The 16,467-nt window shown below is 70.6% G+C and carries 14 protein-coding genes; 7 read left to right on the top strand and 7 right to left on the bottom strand.

Annotation, left to right across the window (positions count from 1 at the left end):
* Window positions 1-21: 21 nt before the first annotated feature.
* The 6 genes from NL112_RS02590 to NL112_RS02565 form a co-directional block, all read right to left on the bottom strand.
* Complete coding sequence (locus NL112_RS02590; protein WP_255151071.1) at window positions 22-753, bottom strand: competence/damage-inducible protein A; 732 nt, start codon at window positions 751-753, stop codon at window positions 22-24.
* Window positions 754-802: 49 nt separating this feature from the next.
* Window positions 803-2,569 carry an alkaline phosphatase D family protein gene (locus tag NL112_RS02585; RefSeq protein WP_255151070.1) on the bottom strand — a complete coding sequence of 589 codons (1,767 nt, stop codon included), beginning with the start codon at window positions 2,567-2,569 and terminating at the stop codon, window positions 803-805.
* A 41-nt stretch (window positions 2,570-2,610) separates the two neighbouring features.
* The gene (locus tag NL112_RS02580; protein ID WP_255151069.1) at window positions 2,611-3,216 is read right to left on the bottom strand and encodes a class I SAM-dependent methyltransferase; all 606 of its coding nucleotides are present in this window, start codon (window positions 3,214-3,216) and stop codon (window positions 2,611-2,613) included.
* Window positions 3,217-3,252: 36 nt separating this feature from the next.
* Window positions 3,253-5,019, bottom strand: coding sequence for an ABC transporter permease (locus NL112_RS02575; protein WP_255151068.1), 1,767 nt, complete (start codon window positions 5,017-5,019; stop codon window positions 3,253-3,255).
* The gene (locus NL112_RS02570) at window positions 5,016-5,930 is read right to left on the bottom strand and encodes an ABC transporter ATP-binding protein (protein WP_255151067.1); all 915 of its coding nucleotides are present in this window, start codon (window positions 5,928-5,930) and stop codon (window positions 5,016-5,018) included. Before NL112_RS02570 ends, NL112_RS02575 begins: the two co-directional genes overlap by 4 nt.
* A 75-nt stretch (window positions 5,931-6,005) precedes the next feature.
* Window positions 6,006-6,758 carry an HNH endonuclease gene (locus NL112_RS02565; RefSeq protein WP_350356147.1) on the bottom strand — a complete coding sequence of 251 codons (753 nt, stop codon included), beginning with the start codon at window positions 6,756-6,758 and terminating at the stop codon, window positions 6,006-6,008.
* A gap of 352 nt (window positions 6,759-7,110) precedes the next feature.
* Between NL112_RS02565 and NL112_RS02560 the strand changes: the two genes are divergently transcribed.
* From NL112_RS02560 to NL112_RS02550, 3 genes are all read left to right on the top strand, one after another.
* Complete coding sequence (locus tag NL112_RS02560; RefSeq protein WP_255151065.1) at window positions 7,111-7,566, top strand: DUF5814 domain-containing protein; 456 nt, start codon at window positions 7,111-7,113, stop codon at window positions 7,564-7,566.
* 123 nt (window positions 7,567-7,689) lie between these two features.
* A complete protein-coding gene (locus NL112_RS02555; protein ID WP_255151064.1) occupies window positions 7,690-9,111 on the top strand; it encodes a YjiH family protein in 1,422 nt (473 codons plus the stop codon).
* Between the two features lie 86 nt (window positions 9,112-9,197).
* On the top strand, window positions 9,198-10,178 hold the full coding sequence (locus NL112_RS02550; protein ID WP_255151063.1) for a WD40/YVTN/BNR-like repeat-containing protein: 981 nt from the start codon (window positions 9,198-9,200) through the stop codon (window positions 10,176-10,178).
* A 4-nt stretch (window positions 10,179-10,182) separates the two neighbouring features.
* On the opposite strand, the gene NL112_RS02545 is transcribed toward NL112_RS02550, so the two are convergent.
* Window positions 10,183-10,827 (bottom strand): helix-turn-helix domain-containing protein, encoded by a 645-nt coding sequence (locus NL112_RS02545; protein WP_255151062.1) that lies wholly within the window; start codon window positions 10,825-10,827, stop codon window positions 10,183-10,185.
* An 83-nt stretch (window positions 10,828-10,910) separates the two neighbouring features.
* Between NL112_RS02545 and hutU the strand changes: the two genes are divergently transcribed.
* The 4 genes from hutU to hutH are packed head-to-tail and all read left to right on the top strand — an operon-like array spanning window position 10,911 to window position 16,447.
* Window positions 10,911-12,650 carry a urocanate hydratase gene (gene hutU / locus NL112_RS02540; protein WP_255151061.1) on the top strand — a complete coding sequence of 580 codons (1,740 nt, stop codon included), beginning with the start codon at window positions 10,911-10,913 and terminating at the stop codon, window positions 12,648-12,650.
* Entirely contained in the window at window positions 12,647-13,576 is a 930-nt protein-coding gene (gene hutG / locus NL112_RS02535) for a formimidoylglutamase (RefSeq protein WP_255151060.1), read from the top strand. The genes hutU and hutG overlap by 4 nt, the downstream gene beginning before the upstream one ends.
* Entirely contained in the window at window positions 13,573-14,817 is a 1,245-nt protein-coding gene (hutI, locus tag NL112_RS02530) for an imidazolonepropionase (protein ID WP_255151059.1), read from the top strand. The genes hutG and hutI overlap by 4 nt, the downstream gene beginning before the upstream one ends.
* Complete coding sequence (gene hutH, locus NL112_RS02525) at window positions 14,810-16,447, top strand: histidine ammonia-lyase (protein ID WP_255151058.1); 1,638 nt, start codon at window positions 14,810-14,812, stop codon at window positions 16,445-16,447. The genes hutI and hutH overlap by 8 nt, the downstream gene beginning before the upstream one ends.
* The last annotated feature ends 20 nt before the right edge of the window (window positions 16,448-16,467 follow it).

Genomic DNA, 16,467 nt, shown 5'->3' with positions numbered 1-16,467 from the left:
CGACGACCAAAAGCGGTCGCCTCAGGGGTCGACCGTCCGGACCTCGTCGGCGAGCCAGTCGGCCGCGGCCTCGACGGCCGCGCCGTCGGTGCCCCGCACCTTCAGCCGGTTGTGGCCGGCGCTCTGGTCGGGGTAACAGCCGACGGTCACGTCGAACCGGCGGCGCGCCTCGTCGAGCCGCTCGATGAGGTTCGCCTCCGGCTCGTCGGTGTAGAGGAACGCGCTCGCCAACTCGCCGGCGAACTCGTCGGCCACGCCGCGGAACAGCTCCTTCATCTCGCCCGGGATGCCCGGGAACACGTAGACCGCGCCGCGGTCGTCCGGCTCGACGACACAGCCCGGCGAGAGGCCGGCGTCGTTTATGAGGGGCCGTGCACCCGCCGGAATCGACGCCTCCGCCTCGACGTCCACCTCGAGGTCCGGGTAGTCGTCGGCGATGGCCGCGAGCGTCCGCTCGAGGTCGGCCCGCGCCAGCGCGTTCTCCTCCAGCGGGCGGTCGAACGCCGCGGCGACGCCGTCCATCGTCACGTCGTCGGGCGTCCCGCCGAGGCCGCCGGTGACGACGACGGCGTCGAACCGGTCGGCGTAGCGCCGGACGTTCTCGGCGATGGCCTCGACGTCGTCGGGCACCGTGAGCACCCGGACGACGGCGACCCCGCGGTCGGCCAACTCGCGGCCGAGCCACGTCGCGTTCGTGTTCTCGGTGTCGCCCGCCAGCAGTTCGTCGCCGACGGTGACCACGGCTACGTCCATGCTGGAGCGTGGACGGGGACGGCTGGTAACGTTGACGGCACCGGTCGGCTCACGCGCTGTGCTCGTCGGACACCTCCTCCAGCGCGACGACACCCTCGGGGACGCGGTAGGCGACCAGCACCTCCCGGTCTGCCTCGGGCGAATCCACCGTCTTGTCGACGCTGTAGCCGACGTACGTGCAGTCTTCGCGGGTGAACGCCACGGTCGAGTAGCCCCAGTTGTGCGAGTCGAAGAAGTCGATGTGGGGGTTCATCGCCGGAATCAGCCACGACAACAGCGGCTCCGTCAGCCGCTTCGCCCACCCGCTCGTCAGCCCCAGCGCCTCCGCGACGTTCAGCGAGGTGATGGCGGGCGTCATGAACTCGACGCCGATGCGCTCGCCCGGCGCGACCCCCTCACCGCCCGACACCCGCCCCGGGTAGGAGGACTGCTGGTAGGCGGCGACGTAACAGTGCATGTCGCCCGTCAGCGTGACGAAGTTGTCGACGTCCGCGGCGTCGATTGCCTCCGTGATTCTCTGCCGCTCGCGCGTGTAGCCGTCCCAGCCGCCCTGCACCGGGTACACCGAGAGCGGCCCGCTCCCGAGGCGGAACGGGGTAGTCAACACCTCGTCGGCCCACACCGTCCACGTCGTCTCCGAGCCGGTGACGGTGTCTATCAGCCACTCGCGCTGTTCGTCGCCGAGCATCGTTCGCCCGGGCGGTTCGTACTGCGGGCCGACGTTGTCGGGCGTCGGGATGGCCTCCCGGGGCGGGTCCCGAAAGAGCCGTTCGTCGGTCATCGCCAGCGTCACCAGGTCGCCGAACTCGAAGGTGCGCCACAGACGGAACCGCTCCTGGAGGGAGTCGCCGTTGGGGTCGTACTCGACGCGGGCGGGCATGTACTCCCACCACGCGTGCATCGCGTCCGCGACGAGTTCGGTCATGAACTCGGGGTCGTCGCCACGGGGGTGGTCGCCGGCGGGCGCGTCGGTCCGGGCGTCCCAGTAGACGTCGTTGACCATCTCGTGGTCGTCCCAGCCCGCGATGAGGGTGTGCTCCTCGAGCGCCTCCTGGAGGAACTCGTCGCCGCGGTACGTCCGGTAGAGGTAGCGGTAGTCCTCGAGTCCCTGAACGCGGTCGTGGCCGCTCGGGAACCGCTTCTCGCGGCCCTCGTACTCGCGGGAGCCGAACCCCTTGAACGCGCCGTCGTCGGACTCGTAGACGAAGTCGCCGACGTGGACGAGGAAGTCGACGTCTTCCTCGGCGACGTGGTGGTACGCGGGGAAGTAGCCGTTGAGGAAGTTCTGACACGCCAGCACCGCGAACTCGACCGACTCGGGCGAGTCGTTCGGGTGCGGGAGCGTCCGGCACCGCCCCGCCCGGGAGGCGACGCCGTCGTAGATGAACCGGTAGTGGTACGCGCTGTCGGCGTCGAGGTGGCCGTCGAGGTCCACCTTCACCGTGTAGTCGTGGGCCTCGATGCGTGCCTCGTCGGTGACGACGCCGTCGTACACCACCTCCTCGAACGCGGGGTCGTGGGCCACCTGCACCGCCAGCGAGGTGTCGGGGTCGAACGCGTCGGGTGCGATGCGGGTCCAGATGATGGCGCCGCTCGGCGTGGGGCCGCCGCTGGCGACCGACTGGGGGAACACCGCGTCCGGGTCGGCGTCGGGGTCGAACGCGAAGGCGTCGGCGCCGCTGGCGTGGACGAGATCGGTCGCCAGCGACAGGTCGTGGGAGTCGAGTTCCGAGAGCAGTTCCGCGTGGTCGTCGGGGTCGCGTGCCGGTTCGTCGGGCGCGTCTCGCTCGTCGTCTGGATACCCCCGCTCGGTCATCGGTGGCCGTTCGCCGGGGGAATGGAAGGCGGTTTCGGCCGTCAGGGGTCGACTTCGGGATACGTCTGGTGGTGGCCGTGGCTGTTCCGGGCGACGACCTGCGCGATCGCGGAGCGGCGACCGTCGTCGCGCTCCTCTGTCGTCTCGCTGTAGTGGAGGACGGTCAGATCGAGCGCGGCGTGCAGGAGTTCGTTCGCCGCGAACCGGTAGCGGTCGGTGCTCGGCCCGGTCTCGTACTCGTCGGTCGACCGGAGGTGGTGTTGCACGAACAGGACGCCGCCCGGTTCGAGCGCCGCCGTGATGTCGGGCAGGCGGTCCATCGGCCGGTAGAAACTGACCGTGACGACCGCGTACTCGGCCTCGGGGAACTCGTAGGTGTCCACGTCGGCCTGCACGGGGTTGAAGCGCCCCCCGACCCCGCGCTCGCGGGCGTTCTCGCGGGCGATGCGTAGCCCCTCGCGCGACTGGTCGAGACCGTCCACCTCGTAGCCGCGCTCCGCGAGGAACACGGCGTTGCGTCCCGTCCCGGTCGCCACGTCGAGCGCGCGGCCGTCGGGGAACGCGTCGACGTAGCGGTCGAGCACGGGCGAGGGGTCGGGGTCGGTCGGATACGACCCGGAGGCGAACCGTTCGTCCCAGGTGGGCATACGGACGGTTCGTGGGGGTGGGTGAAAGACCCCCGGCTACCCGAGGTCGGCGCGGTCGAACCGGCGGTAGCCGACGTACAGCGGCAGGCTGGCGAACAGCGCGACGACGGCGACGCTGTAGGCGTACAGCGGGGCGGTCCCGTACAGCGGCCCGGCGCCCGCGAGCCCCAGAAGCAGGTCCTGCATCCGCCCGAGCGCGACGATGGGGTTGAGCCCGTCGAGGTAGCGGTACCACACCGGCCCGAGAACGTTCACCGCGTGGACGCCCTCGGGCGTCGCGAACCGGCCGGTGAACGGCATCGAGAACAGGGGGCGAACGAGCAGGTCCCACAGCCCGGTGCTGGAGGGACTGAACAGGACGTACGTGGCGAACACGGTCGCAAGCGCACGGTACCGGGTGGAGACGGCCGCCGAGACGCCGACGACGAACGCCGTCCACGCCGCCGCGAACACGAGGAGGTAGCTCCCCCACGCGAGGAACGCGCCGACGTGCGGGTCGGGAAGCCGGACGGCCACGAGCAGTTCGGCGACCGTCACGAGCGGGACGAGCGCCCCCACAGCGATGGCGACCCGCGAGCACGCCTTCCCGACCACGAGGTCGCGGCGCGTGACCGGCAACCCGAGCACGAGGCGGTCGGTGCCGGCCTCGCGTTCGCCGACGACGGCGCGGTAGCCGACGGCGACGGCGAGCACCAGCGTCGGCAACAGGAACGTCAGCGGCAGGTCGCGGACCACCCTGTCGGCGGTCGTCCCCTCGCTCACCTCGACGCCCGTCCAGAGGTCGGGGACCACGAGCACGACCAGCAGTCCCACCGCGCCGGCCACCACCCAGTTCTGGACCGCGTGGCGGAGGTCCGCACGCGCGACCGTCCACGCGCGACTGGCGCCCGCACTCGCGCCGCCGGACCCCATCCTCGGGGTGTGGCGTCGGACCGCCCGCCAGAGTCGGTCGCCCGCGCCCGCGCCGTCGGCCCCGTCCGTCAGGTCGGCGCGGTCGAACCGGCGGAGGCCGACCCACAGCGGCACCGCGCCGAACGCGAGGAACGTGCCCGCGCCGAACAGCGCCAGCCCCGCACCCGTCTCGGGGGTGCCCGGTCCGACGGCGGCCAGCGCCCACTGGAGCGTCTCGAAGAACCCCTGCATCGGGTTGAGTCGCTCGACGACCTGGAGCCACAGCGGCGCCGTCTCGTAGGCCGGAACGCCGACCGACCCGGTGAACGGGACCGCAAGCAGTGGCTCGACGACCACGCCCCAGACGTTCACCGTGACGCCGAACACGCCGTAGGTGGCGACGAGCGCGCCGAGCACGCGGTAGCGGGAGTCGAACGCCGCCGAGTAGCCGACGGTCACGGCCGTCCAGACGGCGGCGTACGCCAGCATCCCGGCGCCCATCGTCCAGAACAGCGCGAGGTGGGCGTCGCCGTAGCCGACGAGGAACAGCGCGTCCGCGACGACGAGCACCGCCCCGACGACGGCGACGACCACGGCGGTTCGGGACAGCAGTTTGCCGACCACGAGGTCCCGGCGCGTCGCCGGCAACCCGAGCACGAGGCGGTCGGTGCCGGCCTCGCGTTCGCCGACGACGGCGGCGTAGCCGACGGCGGCGACCACGACGAGCGTGTACGTGAGGAGGTCCAGCGCCAGTAACGGCACGTGTTCGGCGGCCGGCCGGACCTGACTCGTCGCGCTGTTGGCGGTGCTCGGCAGGAATATCAGCCCCAACAGCAGGGTCGCACCCCACAGCAACCGGTCGCGGAGGGCGTGGCGGAGGTCCTCGCGGGCGACGGCGAGTACGCGACTCATCGCTGTCCGGTCCGGACCATGAACACCTGCTCCAGCGACGGAGCGTCGGCCTCGACGTCGCGGACGACGACCCCCTCGGCGTCGAGTCGGGCGACGGCGTCGGCCTTCGCGGTCGGGTCCGTGCAGGTCAGCCTGACGCGCCCGTCGCGGACGGCCACCTCGTCGACGCCGTCGACACCCCGGAGACGGCGCGCGGCGCGCTCGGAATCGCCGTCGACGGTGAGCACGACCTCCGCGGGCGTCTCCCCGCTGGTCCGGAGCGCCTCGACGGTGTCGACGGCCACGAGTTCGCCGTCGTGCATGATGCCGACCCGGTCGCAGACGCTCTCCACCTGGTCCATGATGTGACTGGAGAAGAACACGGCGGCGCCGCGTTCGGACTCCGCGCGGACGATTTCGCGGAGGCGGCGCGCCCCCGAGGGGTCGAGGCCGCCGAGCGGTTCGTCCAGTATCAGCAGTTCCGGGGCGCCCACGAGCGCGACGGCGAGGCCGAGCCGCTGGCGCATCCCCTTCGAGAACCCGCCGACGGCGCGGTCGGCGGCGTCCGCGAGCCCCACCCGTTTCAGCAGGGCGTCGGGATCGTCGTCCGCCCGCTTCATCGCCGCGGCGAACCGGAGGTGGTCGCGGGCGGTGTCGCGGCTGTAGAAGCCCGAGGCTTCGGGCAGGACCCCGATGCGCTCGCGGACGGCACGGGGCTCTGCCTGCGGGTCGTGGCCGAGGACGCGCACCTCACCGGCGGTCGGGCGAACGAAGTCGAGGAGGACGTCGATGGTCGTCGACTTGCCCGCGCCGTTCGGGCCGAGGAAGCCGAACACCTCGCCGCTCTCGACCACGAGGTCGACGCCGTCGACGGCGACGACGTCACCGAACTCCTTGCGGAGTCCCGTGGTTTCGATGGCTGGAGGGCACATACGTTCGTGATCGCGTCCCGACAGTACAACTCAGTTTCCATTCGGCTGTCAGGTTCGCCGGTAGTGTCGCGGGGGCTACGCGATGCCCGCCCGATGCCGCAGTTCTGCCCGGGACGCGCCGCCGAACTCGGCGCGTCGATGACAGGCGGGACACAGCGTGACGACGTTGTCGAGCGTATGCGCGTCGGCCTCGGTCAGGACCGGCGACTCGACGAACGCGCGGACCGGAACGATGTGGTGGACGTCCGGGTTCCGGTCGAGGTCGTCCGCGTCGGCGCCACAGAGCAGACACGTCCGGTCGTCGCGCTCCAGCGCCCGCTCGCGCACCTCGTTCCACCCCTGGCCGTACGGGCCGGTGGTCCCACCCTCCCAGTTCGGGTGCCCCTCGCCGGTGAACGCCTCCGAGAGCCACTCGGCCCGGCAGTCCTCGCTACACAGCGACACCTCGCCGGTGACGTTGCTCGGATAGCGCTCGAACGCCGCGTCACACACCTCGCAGGTGAGTTCGACCTTGCCGCCCTCGTACTGTGGATTGTCGTCGCTCGTCAGCGACGGGGGGTCCCGCCAGCCGTCCATCTCGACGCAGTCTGGACAGAACCGTCCCGGCTTTTCGGACGGGTAGTACTCGAACTCCGCGTCACAGGTTTCACACGCAGTCGTCTCTTTGCCGCCGCTGTAGTTGGGGTTGTTCTCCCCCGCGAACGAAACCGCCTCCTCGCGGCAGGCGTTCGAACAGTACTTCTGTTCGTACTCGCTGTAGAACTCCGTTTCACAGGCTCCACACTCCCTGTTCGGCAGAGGTTCACCGTGGACCTGAGCGTGATGCACTCGAACTCCTCGTTCCCCCGAGAACTCTCGACCACAGACGGGACACTCGTTCATACCTCCGACTGTTGCTGGTCGTTATTGAATCCAAACTGATCGGGGTGAAAGTAAACCTTCGGCTGTTCGAAGTAGTATTATTGTAGGTAATGAGTCCGGGTGTGAGAATCGAACCCACTTCTCAGCCTCCACAAGGCTGAAGGATAACCATTACCCCAACCCGGACGCGCTTGCAGTCGTCTGTAATCCGTTCGGCGGCAAATACGTTACGACATTTCGGCTCCCCTGTGGCGGTGACACACGGCCATGGGGTCGGAACGCGACGTTTTTGGCCGTGGACGCCCGTTCTCCGGCAGGCGTGGCTATCACGGACAAGATATACGTGAAGAACCACCGGCAGATAGCGTCGCAACTGGAGACGAACTTCCCCAAGAGCGCGTTCTCGGGGGCGACGCTGGACATGCTGTTCCGGGGCGAGAACCTCGCCAAACTCGACGATGCGACCCAGGACCGGGTGCTCGATTTCGCCACGGACTTCCTGGACTGCAACTGCGAGTCGAACCCCCACTGCGGGCACCCCGAGCGGAAGTTCATCCGCTACCTGCTCGACCTGCGGGCTCAGGGACTGGGTCCCGACGCCATCGTCGACGTGATGGGTGACGACTACCTGCTGTACGCGTATCCGGGCGACGTGCTCTCCTTCCTCGACGACTCGGTACGCTCGCTGGAAGCCATCGAGGAACTCGCGGACGTCGACGGCCACCCGGAGTCCGCCGAGCAGGCACGAACTCTCCGACACGACCTCTCCGGATAAGGCCGCGTCCGCTTCTCACGCACCGTTTCACGTCGGTAGCGGCAACAGCGTCCGCCTGTTGACTTAAAGACGTGTCCGTGTGGAAATCGCACAACTATGCGGGTTGTTCGCAAAGCCCGCGACATGGCGACAGAGCAGGGCGGCACTTGGACGGTCGACACGGAACCGCACGTACACGACATCGACGAGGTGGACCTTCACGAGTTCAGAACGCGGCCCGTCGTGAAGTTCATCGTCGCCTTCCTCATCGGGGCGGTGTTCTTCCTCCTGCCGGTCCCGTACCAGGGGGAGGTGACGGTGCCGTTCGACATCGTCGTGAGCACCATCACCGAGTCGGTGCCCGACGCCGTCGGCGTCTACTCGCTTCTCATCATCCTCGCGGGCGGGGTGGTGACGACGGCGTCGATGGTGAACGACGGCGAACTCGCCGGCTACGACCTCTCGTACTTCGAGACGTCGATTGTGTTCTGGCTGTTGCGGGTCGCGGGCGCGGTGCTGGCACCGGTCATGTTCTTCAAACTCGGCCCGGGATGGCTCCACACCCCTGGCACGGGGGGGCTGATGTGGGGGACGCTCGTCTACAGCGTGGGCGTCATCATCCCAATCGGCGCCATCTTCATCACCATCTTCGTCGAACTCGGCGGCCTGGAGTTCATCGGCACGCTCGCGCGGCCGCTGATGAAGCCGCTGTTCAAGGTACCGGGCCGGGCGGCGCTCGACAGCCTCGCCTCGTGGGTCGGCTCCTACAGCGTCGGCCTCTACGTCACCCGCAACGTGTTCGAGGCGGGCGGCTACCACAAGCGCGACGTGTTCACCATCGCCACCTGCTTCTCGACGGTGAGCATCGGGTTCGTCGGCGTCGTCGCGGCGACGCTGAACATGCTGTCGCTGTTCCCGGTCATCTTCGGTGCGTACTTCGTCTGTGTTGTCATCTGTGGCATCATCCTCGTTCGCGTTCCTCCCATCTCGACGACGCCCGAGGAGTACATCGCCGAACCGGACCCCGAGATGGCGTTCGAGGGGTCGCCCGGCGACTACGTCCGGCTGGCGCTCTCGGAAGCCGTCAAGAAGGCCGACGAGGGCGAGACGTTCCTCGAGGCCGCGAAGCGCGGCTTCGTCGACGGACTGAAACTGACGAGTCTCATCCTCGGCACCATCCTCGCCGTGGGGCTGGCCGCGACGCTTCTGTCGGCGTACACGCCGACGTTCGACATCCTCGGCCAGCCGCTGGTCCCCGTCGTCTCGGCGCTGGGCATCCCGAACGCCGAGGCGGTCGCGCCCGCGACCATCGTCGGCATCACCGAGATGTACGTGCCCGTCCTGCTGGTGACGGAGACGGCGCCGATGGCGAAGTTCTTCGTCGCCGTCCTCGCCGTCTCGCAACTCATCTTCTTCTCCAGCGTCGGCCCAATGATAATGGACATGTTCAGCGACGTGCCCGTCCGGTTCCGCGACCTCGTGGCGCTGTTCGTGATGCGCACGGTGATTCTCGTGCCGCTCATCGCGGGCATCACCCACGCGGTGGCCGCGATGGGTCTGCTGTAACGCTCCCGCGGCCCTCCATCGGTACGCTCGCTTACAGGAACTCGCTTCCGGGAACGCCTAAGGTCGCGCTCGTCGGAGTCGCCGACATGCTCGTTGCTGGCACCGGCGATGGCGTCTACCACGTCACCGGCATCCACGACGCGACCGACGCGACGGACGGCACAGTCCGGCGGGTGCTGGACGTGCCGCGCGCCGAACGGGTCCGCCGGTTCGACCCCGTCGACGGCCTGTTCGCGGCGACGGGAACCGGCCTGTATCACTCGCCGGACGGCCACGAGTGGACGGACCTCGGCGTCCCGGTCGAGACCGTCTGGGCGGTCGCCGTCCCCCCCGCGGGCGACCGGCTGTACGCGGGCACTCGCCCGACGCACGTGTACGTCACGGCGCTCCCCGATGACGGCGTCCGCCCGGACGCTCTCGACTGGCGCGAGTGCGAGGCGTTCCGCCGCCTCCCCGGCCGCGACGACTGGGGCGTACCGCGCCACGACCACAAGGCGCAGGTGCGGAGCCTCGGCGTCCACCCGGACGCGCCCGACCGGGTCGTCGCCGGCGTCGAACCGGGTGGCGTCCACGTGAGCGACGACCGCGGCGAGACGTGGACGCCCCGCGACGACGGCGTCCACGAGGACGTCCACGAACTCCACGTCGTCGACGGCGAGCGCTACGTCGCGGCGACGGGGCGGGGGCTCTACCGGACGACCGACGCGGGCCGGTCGTGGACGCGCCTCGACGGCGGCGTCGACCAGCGGTACTTCCGGTCGGCACACGTCCACGACGGCGTGCTGTACGCCGCGGGCGCGTGCAACCCCCCGAGCGAGCGGTGGGAGGACCACGAATCGGACCCCACGCTGTTCGCGTGGCGGGACGGCGGCCTCGAGCGCGTCGACCGCCCCCGACCCGACGAGATGGTCGTCGGGTGGGCGAGCGTCGGCGAGGCGCTCGTCGCCGCGACCCACCGGGGGACCGTCCTCCGGCGCGACGGCGGGGACTGGCGCGCGGTCGCCGACATCCCCTCCCCGGAGACGATAGCCGGCTGTTACTGCAACCTGGCGTGGGTCGATCCGTGACCCGTTACAGATACTCGACCAGCGCGTCGGCGAGTTTCTGCTCGGCGCGCCGGAGGTGGTGTTCGGCGGTCCGGCGCTCGATGCCGGCGCTCTCGGCCACCGCTTCGGTCGTCGTCTCGCGGGGCATCTCGAAGTAGCCCTGCCGGTGGGCCGTCGTGAACACCTCGCGCTGGCGCTCGGAGAGCGAGGGGAGAAGCGCGTCGAGCGACAGCAGGGGTTCGTCCACGCGGACGCCCGACACTTCCCGTTTCGACTCGACCGTGACGGTGTAGTCGTCGGTGATGTCGCGGTAGAACTCGGTGAGGCTCCGGGTGTCGAGCGCGAGCACCCTGACGACCTTCGCGCCGTTCTCGTAGCGGAGCGGCGGCAGGGTGAGACAGTCGTGGGCCGCGAGATACTGCTCGACGTAGTCGTCGCCGTGCTGTTTCAGACACGCCTCCGTGACGAGCAGGCGGTCGTCGCCGTCGGCGACGCGCTGGCGGACGCCCACCTCGTCGCGGATGTGGTCGAGCACGAGGCCGTCCTCGTCGCCGACGACGTGGAGCAGGTCGCAGTGGTCGTTGCACCACAGCTCGATGCCGGTGGTGCTCGCGGCCGTCGCCCGCTCGTAGGGACCCTCTCCCGAGATGTGGAACACGGCCTGGTGCATGATACCGCGTGACGACCCAAATATAAAAGAATGACCATGCGGAGACTCTATTCTCTCGGCTCTCGAGCGTGTCACTAGTCATCATGGAACAGCACCAGTCGTCGACCGAGGACCGCATCGGCGAGCCCTCCGAGCAGTGGCGCGAGTACCAGGGCGCGCCCACTGGGACGGACATCGAGTGTGAGGGATGGCGACAGGAGGCCGCCCTCCGCATGCTGAACAACAACCTCGACCCGGAGGTGGGCGAGGACCCCGAGAACCTCGTCGTCTACGGCGGGACGGGACGGGCGGCCCGCTCGTGGGACGCGTACGACGCCATCCTCGCTGAACTGCGCGAACTGGGCGACGACGAGACCCTGCTCGTCCAGAGCGGGAAACCCGTCGGGCGGTTCCGGACCCACGAGCGTGCGCCCCGCGTGCTCATCGCCAACTCCAACCTCGTCGGGAAGTGGGACAACTGGGAGCACTTCCACGAACTGGAGGCCGAGGGGAAAATCATGTACGGCCAGATGACCGCCGGGTCGTGGGCGTACATCGGCACCCAGGGCATCATCCAGGGCACCTACGAGACGCTCGCGGCCGCCGGCCGCGAACACTTCGACGGCTCGCTGGAGGGACAGATAGTCGTCACCGGCGGTCTCGGCGGGATGGGTGGTGCCCAGCCGCTGGCGGTGACGATGAACCACGGCGTCTGCATCGCCGCGGAGGTGAACGAGGACCACATCGACCGCCGCATCGAGACGGGCTACTGTCAGGCGAAGACCGACGACCTCGACGAGGCCATCGAACGCGCGGAGGCCGCCGCCGAGGCGGGCGAGGCGTTCTCCATCGCGGTCCACACGAACGCCGCCGACATGCTCGAAGCGATGCGCGACCGTGGGTTCGTCCCGGACGTGTTGACCGACCAGACGAGCGCCCACGACGAACTGGAGGGGTACTACCCGTCGGGCTACACCGTCGCGGAGGCCGACCGCCTGCGGGAGGAGGACCCCGACCGCTACGTCGAGGAGAGCCTGGACACGATGGAACGCCACGTCCGCGCGATTCTCGACCTCCAGGAGCAGGGCGCGGTCGCGTTCGAGTACGGCAACAACATCCGCGGACAGGTGCAGGAACACCGGGACGTGACGGACGCCTTCGAGTTCCCGGGGTTCGTCCCCGCGTACATCCGGCCGCTGTTCTGCGAGGGGAAGGGCCCCTTCCGGTGGGCCGCGCTGTCGGGCGACCCCGAGGACATCCACCGAACCGACGAGGCGGTCACGGAACTGTTCCCCGAGAAGGAGGCCCTGCACCGGTGGATTGACCTCGCACAGGAGCAGGTGCAGTTCCAGGGGCTCCCCTCGCGGGTCTGTTGGCTCGGCTACGACACCGACGACGACGGACTCACGGAACGCGCCCGGTTCGCGCTCCGCATCAACGAACTCGTCGCCGAAGGGGAAATCACCGCGCCCATCGTCGTCACCCGCGACCACCTCGACGCCGGGAGCGTCGCCAGCCCCAACCGCGAAACCGAGGCGATGCAGGACGGCACCGACGCCGTCGCGGACTGGCCCATCCTCAACGCCCTGCTGAACTGCGCGGCCGGCGCCGACATCGTCAGCGTCCACGACGGCGGCGGCGTCGGCATCGGCAACGCCCTCCACGCGAACAACCACGTCGTCCTCGACGGGACGGACCAGGCCGCCGAGACGGCCCGCCGCGTGTTCACCACCGACCCCGGAATGGGCGTCATTCGCCACGCCGACGCCGGCTACGAGCGGGCTATCGAGACCGCGGAGGACTCGGACGTGGCCGTCCCGATGCGCGACCGGACGGACGAATGACCGGCCTCGACACCCCTGCCTTCGACTGGACCGGCCCCTCGGGCGACCCGAACGACGAGCAGTTCGGCGACGTGGTCGAGGCGGCGACGCTGAACGACGCGGACGCGTACGACGCTGTCCTCGTCGGTGAACCGTACGACGGCGCGGTCATCGGCCGCCGCGGAGCGCGGGAGGGCCCCGCCGCGATTCGCCGCGAACTCGCCGGCGTCAAGAGCCACCAGTTCGACGCCGGCCCCGTCCGGTCGGTCGGCGACCTCGGCACCGTCCCGATACCGGAGGGCGATACCGCGGCAGTCCAGTCGGCGGTCCGGGAGACGGCCGCCGCGGTTCACGACGCCGACGCCTTCCCGGTGTTCCTCGGCGGCGACAACTCGCTCACGTACGCGAACGTCGCGCCCCTGCTCGACGGGTCGGTCGGCGTCGTCAACCTCGACGCCCACCTCGACGTGCGGGAACCGCAAGACGGGCCGACGAGCGGGACGCCGTACCGACAGCTCCTCGATGCGGGCCTCGACGCCTACGCCTGCGTCGGCGCGCGCCACTTCGAGACCTCCACGCGGTACCACGACTACGTCCGCGAGCGGGGCGGCGCGGTCGTGACGAGCGAGGAAGTCGGTGCGGACCCCGTCGCGGCGGCGGACGCGGCGCTGGACGCGATGGCCGGCGTCGACCGCCTGTACGTCTCGCTGGACTGCGACGTGCTCGACGCGGCGGCCGCCCCCGGCGTGAGCGCCCCCACGCCCGGCGGCCTCTCGACGCGGGGGTGTTTCCGCCTGTTGCGGATGCTCGCGGCCGACGACCGCGTCGCCGGCTTCGAGGTGGTCGAGTGCGCGCCGCCGCTGGACCGCGACGGCCTGACGGTCGCGGCGGCGGCCCGCGCCGTGGCCCACGTCCTAAGTGCCCGGACCGCGGAGGTGGGGGCATGATAGACGCCGTCGTCCACGGTGCAAGCGAGGTGATAGTCGACGCCGACACCCGGCACGAGTCGGCCGCGGTCGCCGTCGCGGACGGGGAGGTGGCCGCCGTCGGCCCCACCGACGCGGTGACCCGCGAGTACCCGCCGGAGAACGCCGTCGCGAGCGTCGACGCCGACGGCCGTGCCGTCGTCCCGGGGTTCGTCGATTCCCACACCCACGGGCTGTTCGCGGGTGACCGCTCCGACGAGTTCGCCGCCAAACTCCGCGGCAAGGAGTACCAGGAGATACTCGAAGAGGGCGGCGGCATCCTCCGGACCGTCCGTGCCGTCCGCGAGGCGGGCACCGAGCGCCTGCTCGGCAACCTGCTCGGCCACCTCGACGTGATGCTCGCTCACGGGACGACGACGGTCGAGGTGAAGTCGGGGTACGGCCTCGACACCGACACCGAGTTGCGGATGCTGGACGTGATAGCCGAGGCGGACGCGCGCCACCCGGTCGACGTGGTGCCGACGTTCATGGGCGCCCACGCGGTTCCCGAAGGGACCGACGCCGACGACTACACCGACGCCGTCGTCGACGAGCAACTGCCGGCCGTCGCCGAGCAGGGTATCGCGGAGTTCTGCGACGTGTTCTGCGAGGAGGGGGTGTTCTCCGTCGAGCAGTCGCGGCGGGTGCTGGAGGCCGGCGAGGAGTACGGTTTCACGCCCAAAGTCCACGCCGAGGAACTCACCCACCTCGGGGGGTCGCAACTCGCCGCCGACGTGGGTGCCGCGAGCGCCGACCATCTCCTGCATGCGACCGACGAGGACGCCGCGGCGCTCGCCGACGCGGGCGTCACGCCCGTCCTCCTGCCGGGGACGGCGTTCTCGCTGGGCGCGGAGTACGCCGACCCCGAGCAGTTCCGCGAGGCGGGCGCGACCGTCGCGGTCGCCTCCGACTTCAACCCCAACTGCCACTCGCAGTCGATGGGGATGGCCGTCGCGCTCGCCTGCGTCGGGATGGGGATGGCGCCCCGCGACGCGCTCGACGCCGCGACCAGGGGCGGTGCCCACGCGCTCGACCGGACCGGGGGCACCGGCACCCTCCGTGAGGGCGCGCCCGCCGACCTCGCGGTGCTCGATGCGCCCAGCCACGCCCACGTCCCGTACTCGTTCGGCGTGAACCGGGTGGCGACCGTCCTGAAGCAGGGGTCGGTCGTCCACGACGCCGACGGCCTGGCGGTCCCCGCCCCGGAGGCACTCGATGCGTGAGTTCCTCCCCGGGCCGGACGAGGCCGACGTGGTGCTCGACGGCGCGTCGCTGACCGTCGAGGAGGTGGTCCGGGTCGCCCGCGAGGACGCGACGGTGGCGGTGAGCGACGACGCCCGCGAGGCGGTCCGCGAGGCCCGCGCCCGCGTCGAGGACGTGGTCGAGTCCGGCGAGGCGGTGTACGGCATCAACACGGGGTTCGGCGAACTCGTCGACACCCGCATCGAGACGGACCGCGTCGACGAGTTGCAGACGAACCTCGTCCGCTCGCACGCGGCGGGCGTCGGCCGCGAACTCGACCGCGACGAGACGCGCGCGATGCTCGTCACCCGCGTCAACGCCCTCGTGAAGGGGTACTCCGGCGTCCGCGAGGTGGTGGTCGACTACCTGCTCGCCCTGTTGAACGCGGGCGTCACCCCGGTCGTCCCCTCGCGGGGGAGTCTCGGCGCGAGCGGCGACCTCGCGCCGCTGGCCCACGCGATGCTGGTCCTGCTGAGCGAGGGCGAGGCCACGGTGGACTCGGAGCTCGGCCCCCGCCGCATCTCGGGCGAGGAGGCGCTGGACCTCCTCGAACTGGAGCCGCTGACGCTCCGCGCGAAGGAGGGGCTGGCGCTCATCAACGGCACCCAGCTGACCGTCGGCGTGGCGGCGCTGGTCGTGCGCGACGCCGAGCAACTCCTGCGGGCCGCCGACGCGGCGGGCGCGCTCACGACGGAGGTGACGATGGGGACGACCGCCGCGTCGGACCCGGCCCTCCAGCGGGTCCGCCCACACTCGGGGCAGGCCGCGAGCGCCGCGAACGTGAAGCGCCTCTGTGCCGACTCCGAGATCGTCGAGTCGCACCGCAACTGCGACCGGGTGCAGGACGCCTACTCAATCCGGTGTCTCCCGCAGGTCCACGGCGCGGCCCGCGACGCTGTCGCCCACCTCCGCGATGCCGTCGCTATCGAACTCAACAGCGCGACCGACAACCCGCTCGTGTTCCCGGCCGGCGAGGTGGACCACCGCACCTCCGGCACCGACCACGCGGACGTGGTCTCGGGCGGCAACTTCCACGGCGAGCCGCTGGCGCTCCGCCTCGACTACGCCGCGGACGCGCTCACCGAACTGGCGGCCATCGCCGAGCGCCGGGTCGACCGCCTCCTCAACCCGAACGTGCAGGAGGACCACCTCCCGCCGTTCCTCGCCCGCGAGAGCGGCGTCGAGTCCGGCTACATGATAGCCCAGTACACCGCCGCCTCGCTCGTCGCGGAGTGTCGCGGCGAGGGTCGCCCGTCGACGGACAACGCCGTCGTCTCGGGCAACCAGGAGGACCACGTCAGTCTGTCGGCGACGGCGGCGTTCACCGCCCGTCGGACGCTGGGCCACGCCCGCACCGTGACGGCCATCGAACTGCTGTGTGCCGCCCAGGCCGCCGAGTTCGTCGACGACGACCTCGCACACGGCGAGGGGACGGGCGCGGCCTACGAGGCCGTTCGTGCGGTCGTCCCCGAACTGGAGGGCGACCGCTCGCCGCGACCCGACATCGTGGCGGCCAACGACCTCGTGGCGACCGGGGCGCTGGACGACGCGCTGGCGGCGGCGCTGGGCGACGACTGGGCGGCGGGCGGCGAGGCGGCCGGCGACCGCTGACGCGGCGCGGCCGCCCCGGC

Source organism: Halorarius halobius (assembly GCF_024298865.1).
Classification (GTDB): Archaea; Halobacteriota; Halobacteria; order Halobacteriales; family Haloarculaceae; genus Halorarius; species Halorarius halobius.
Note: the sequence above shows the minus strand (reverse complement) of the source record. Positions and strands in the feature narration are given on the sequence as shown.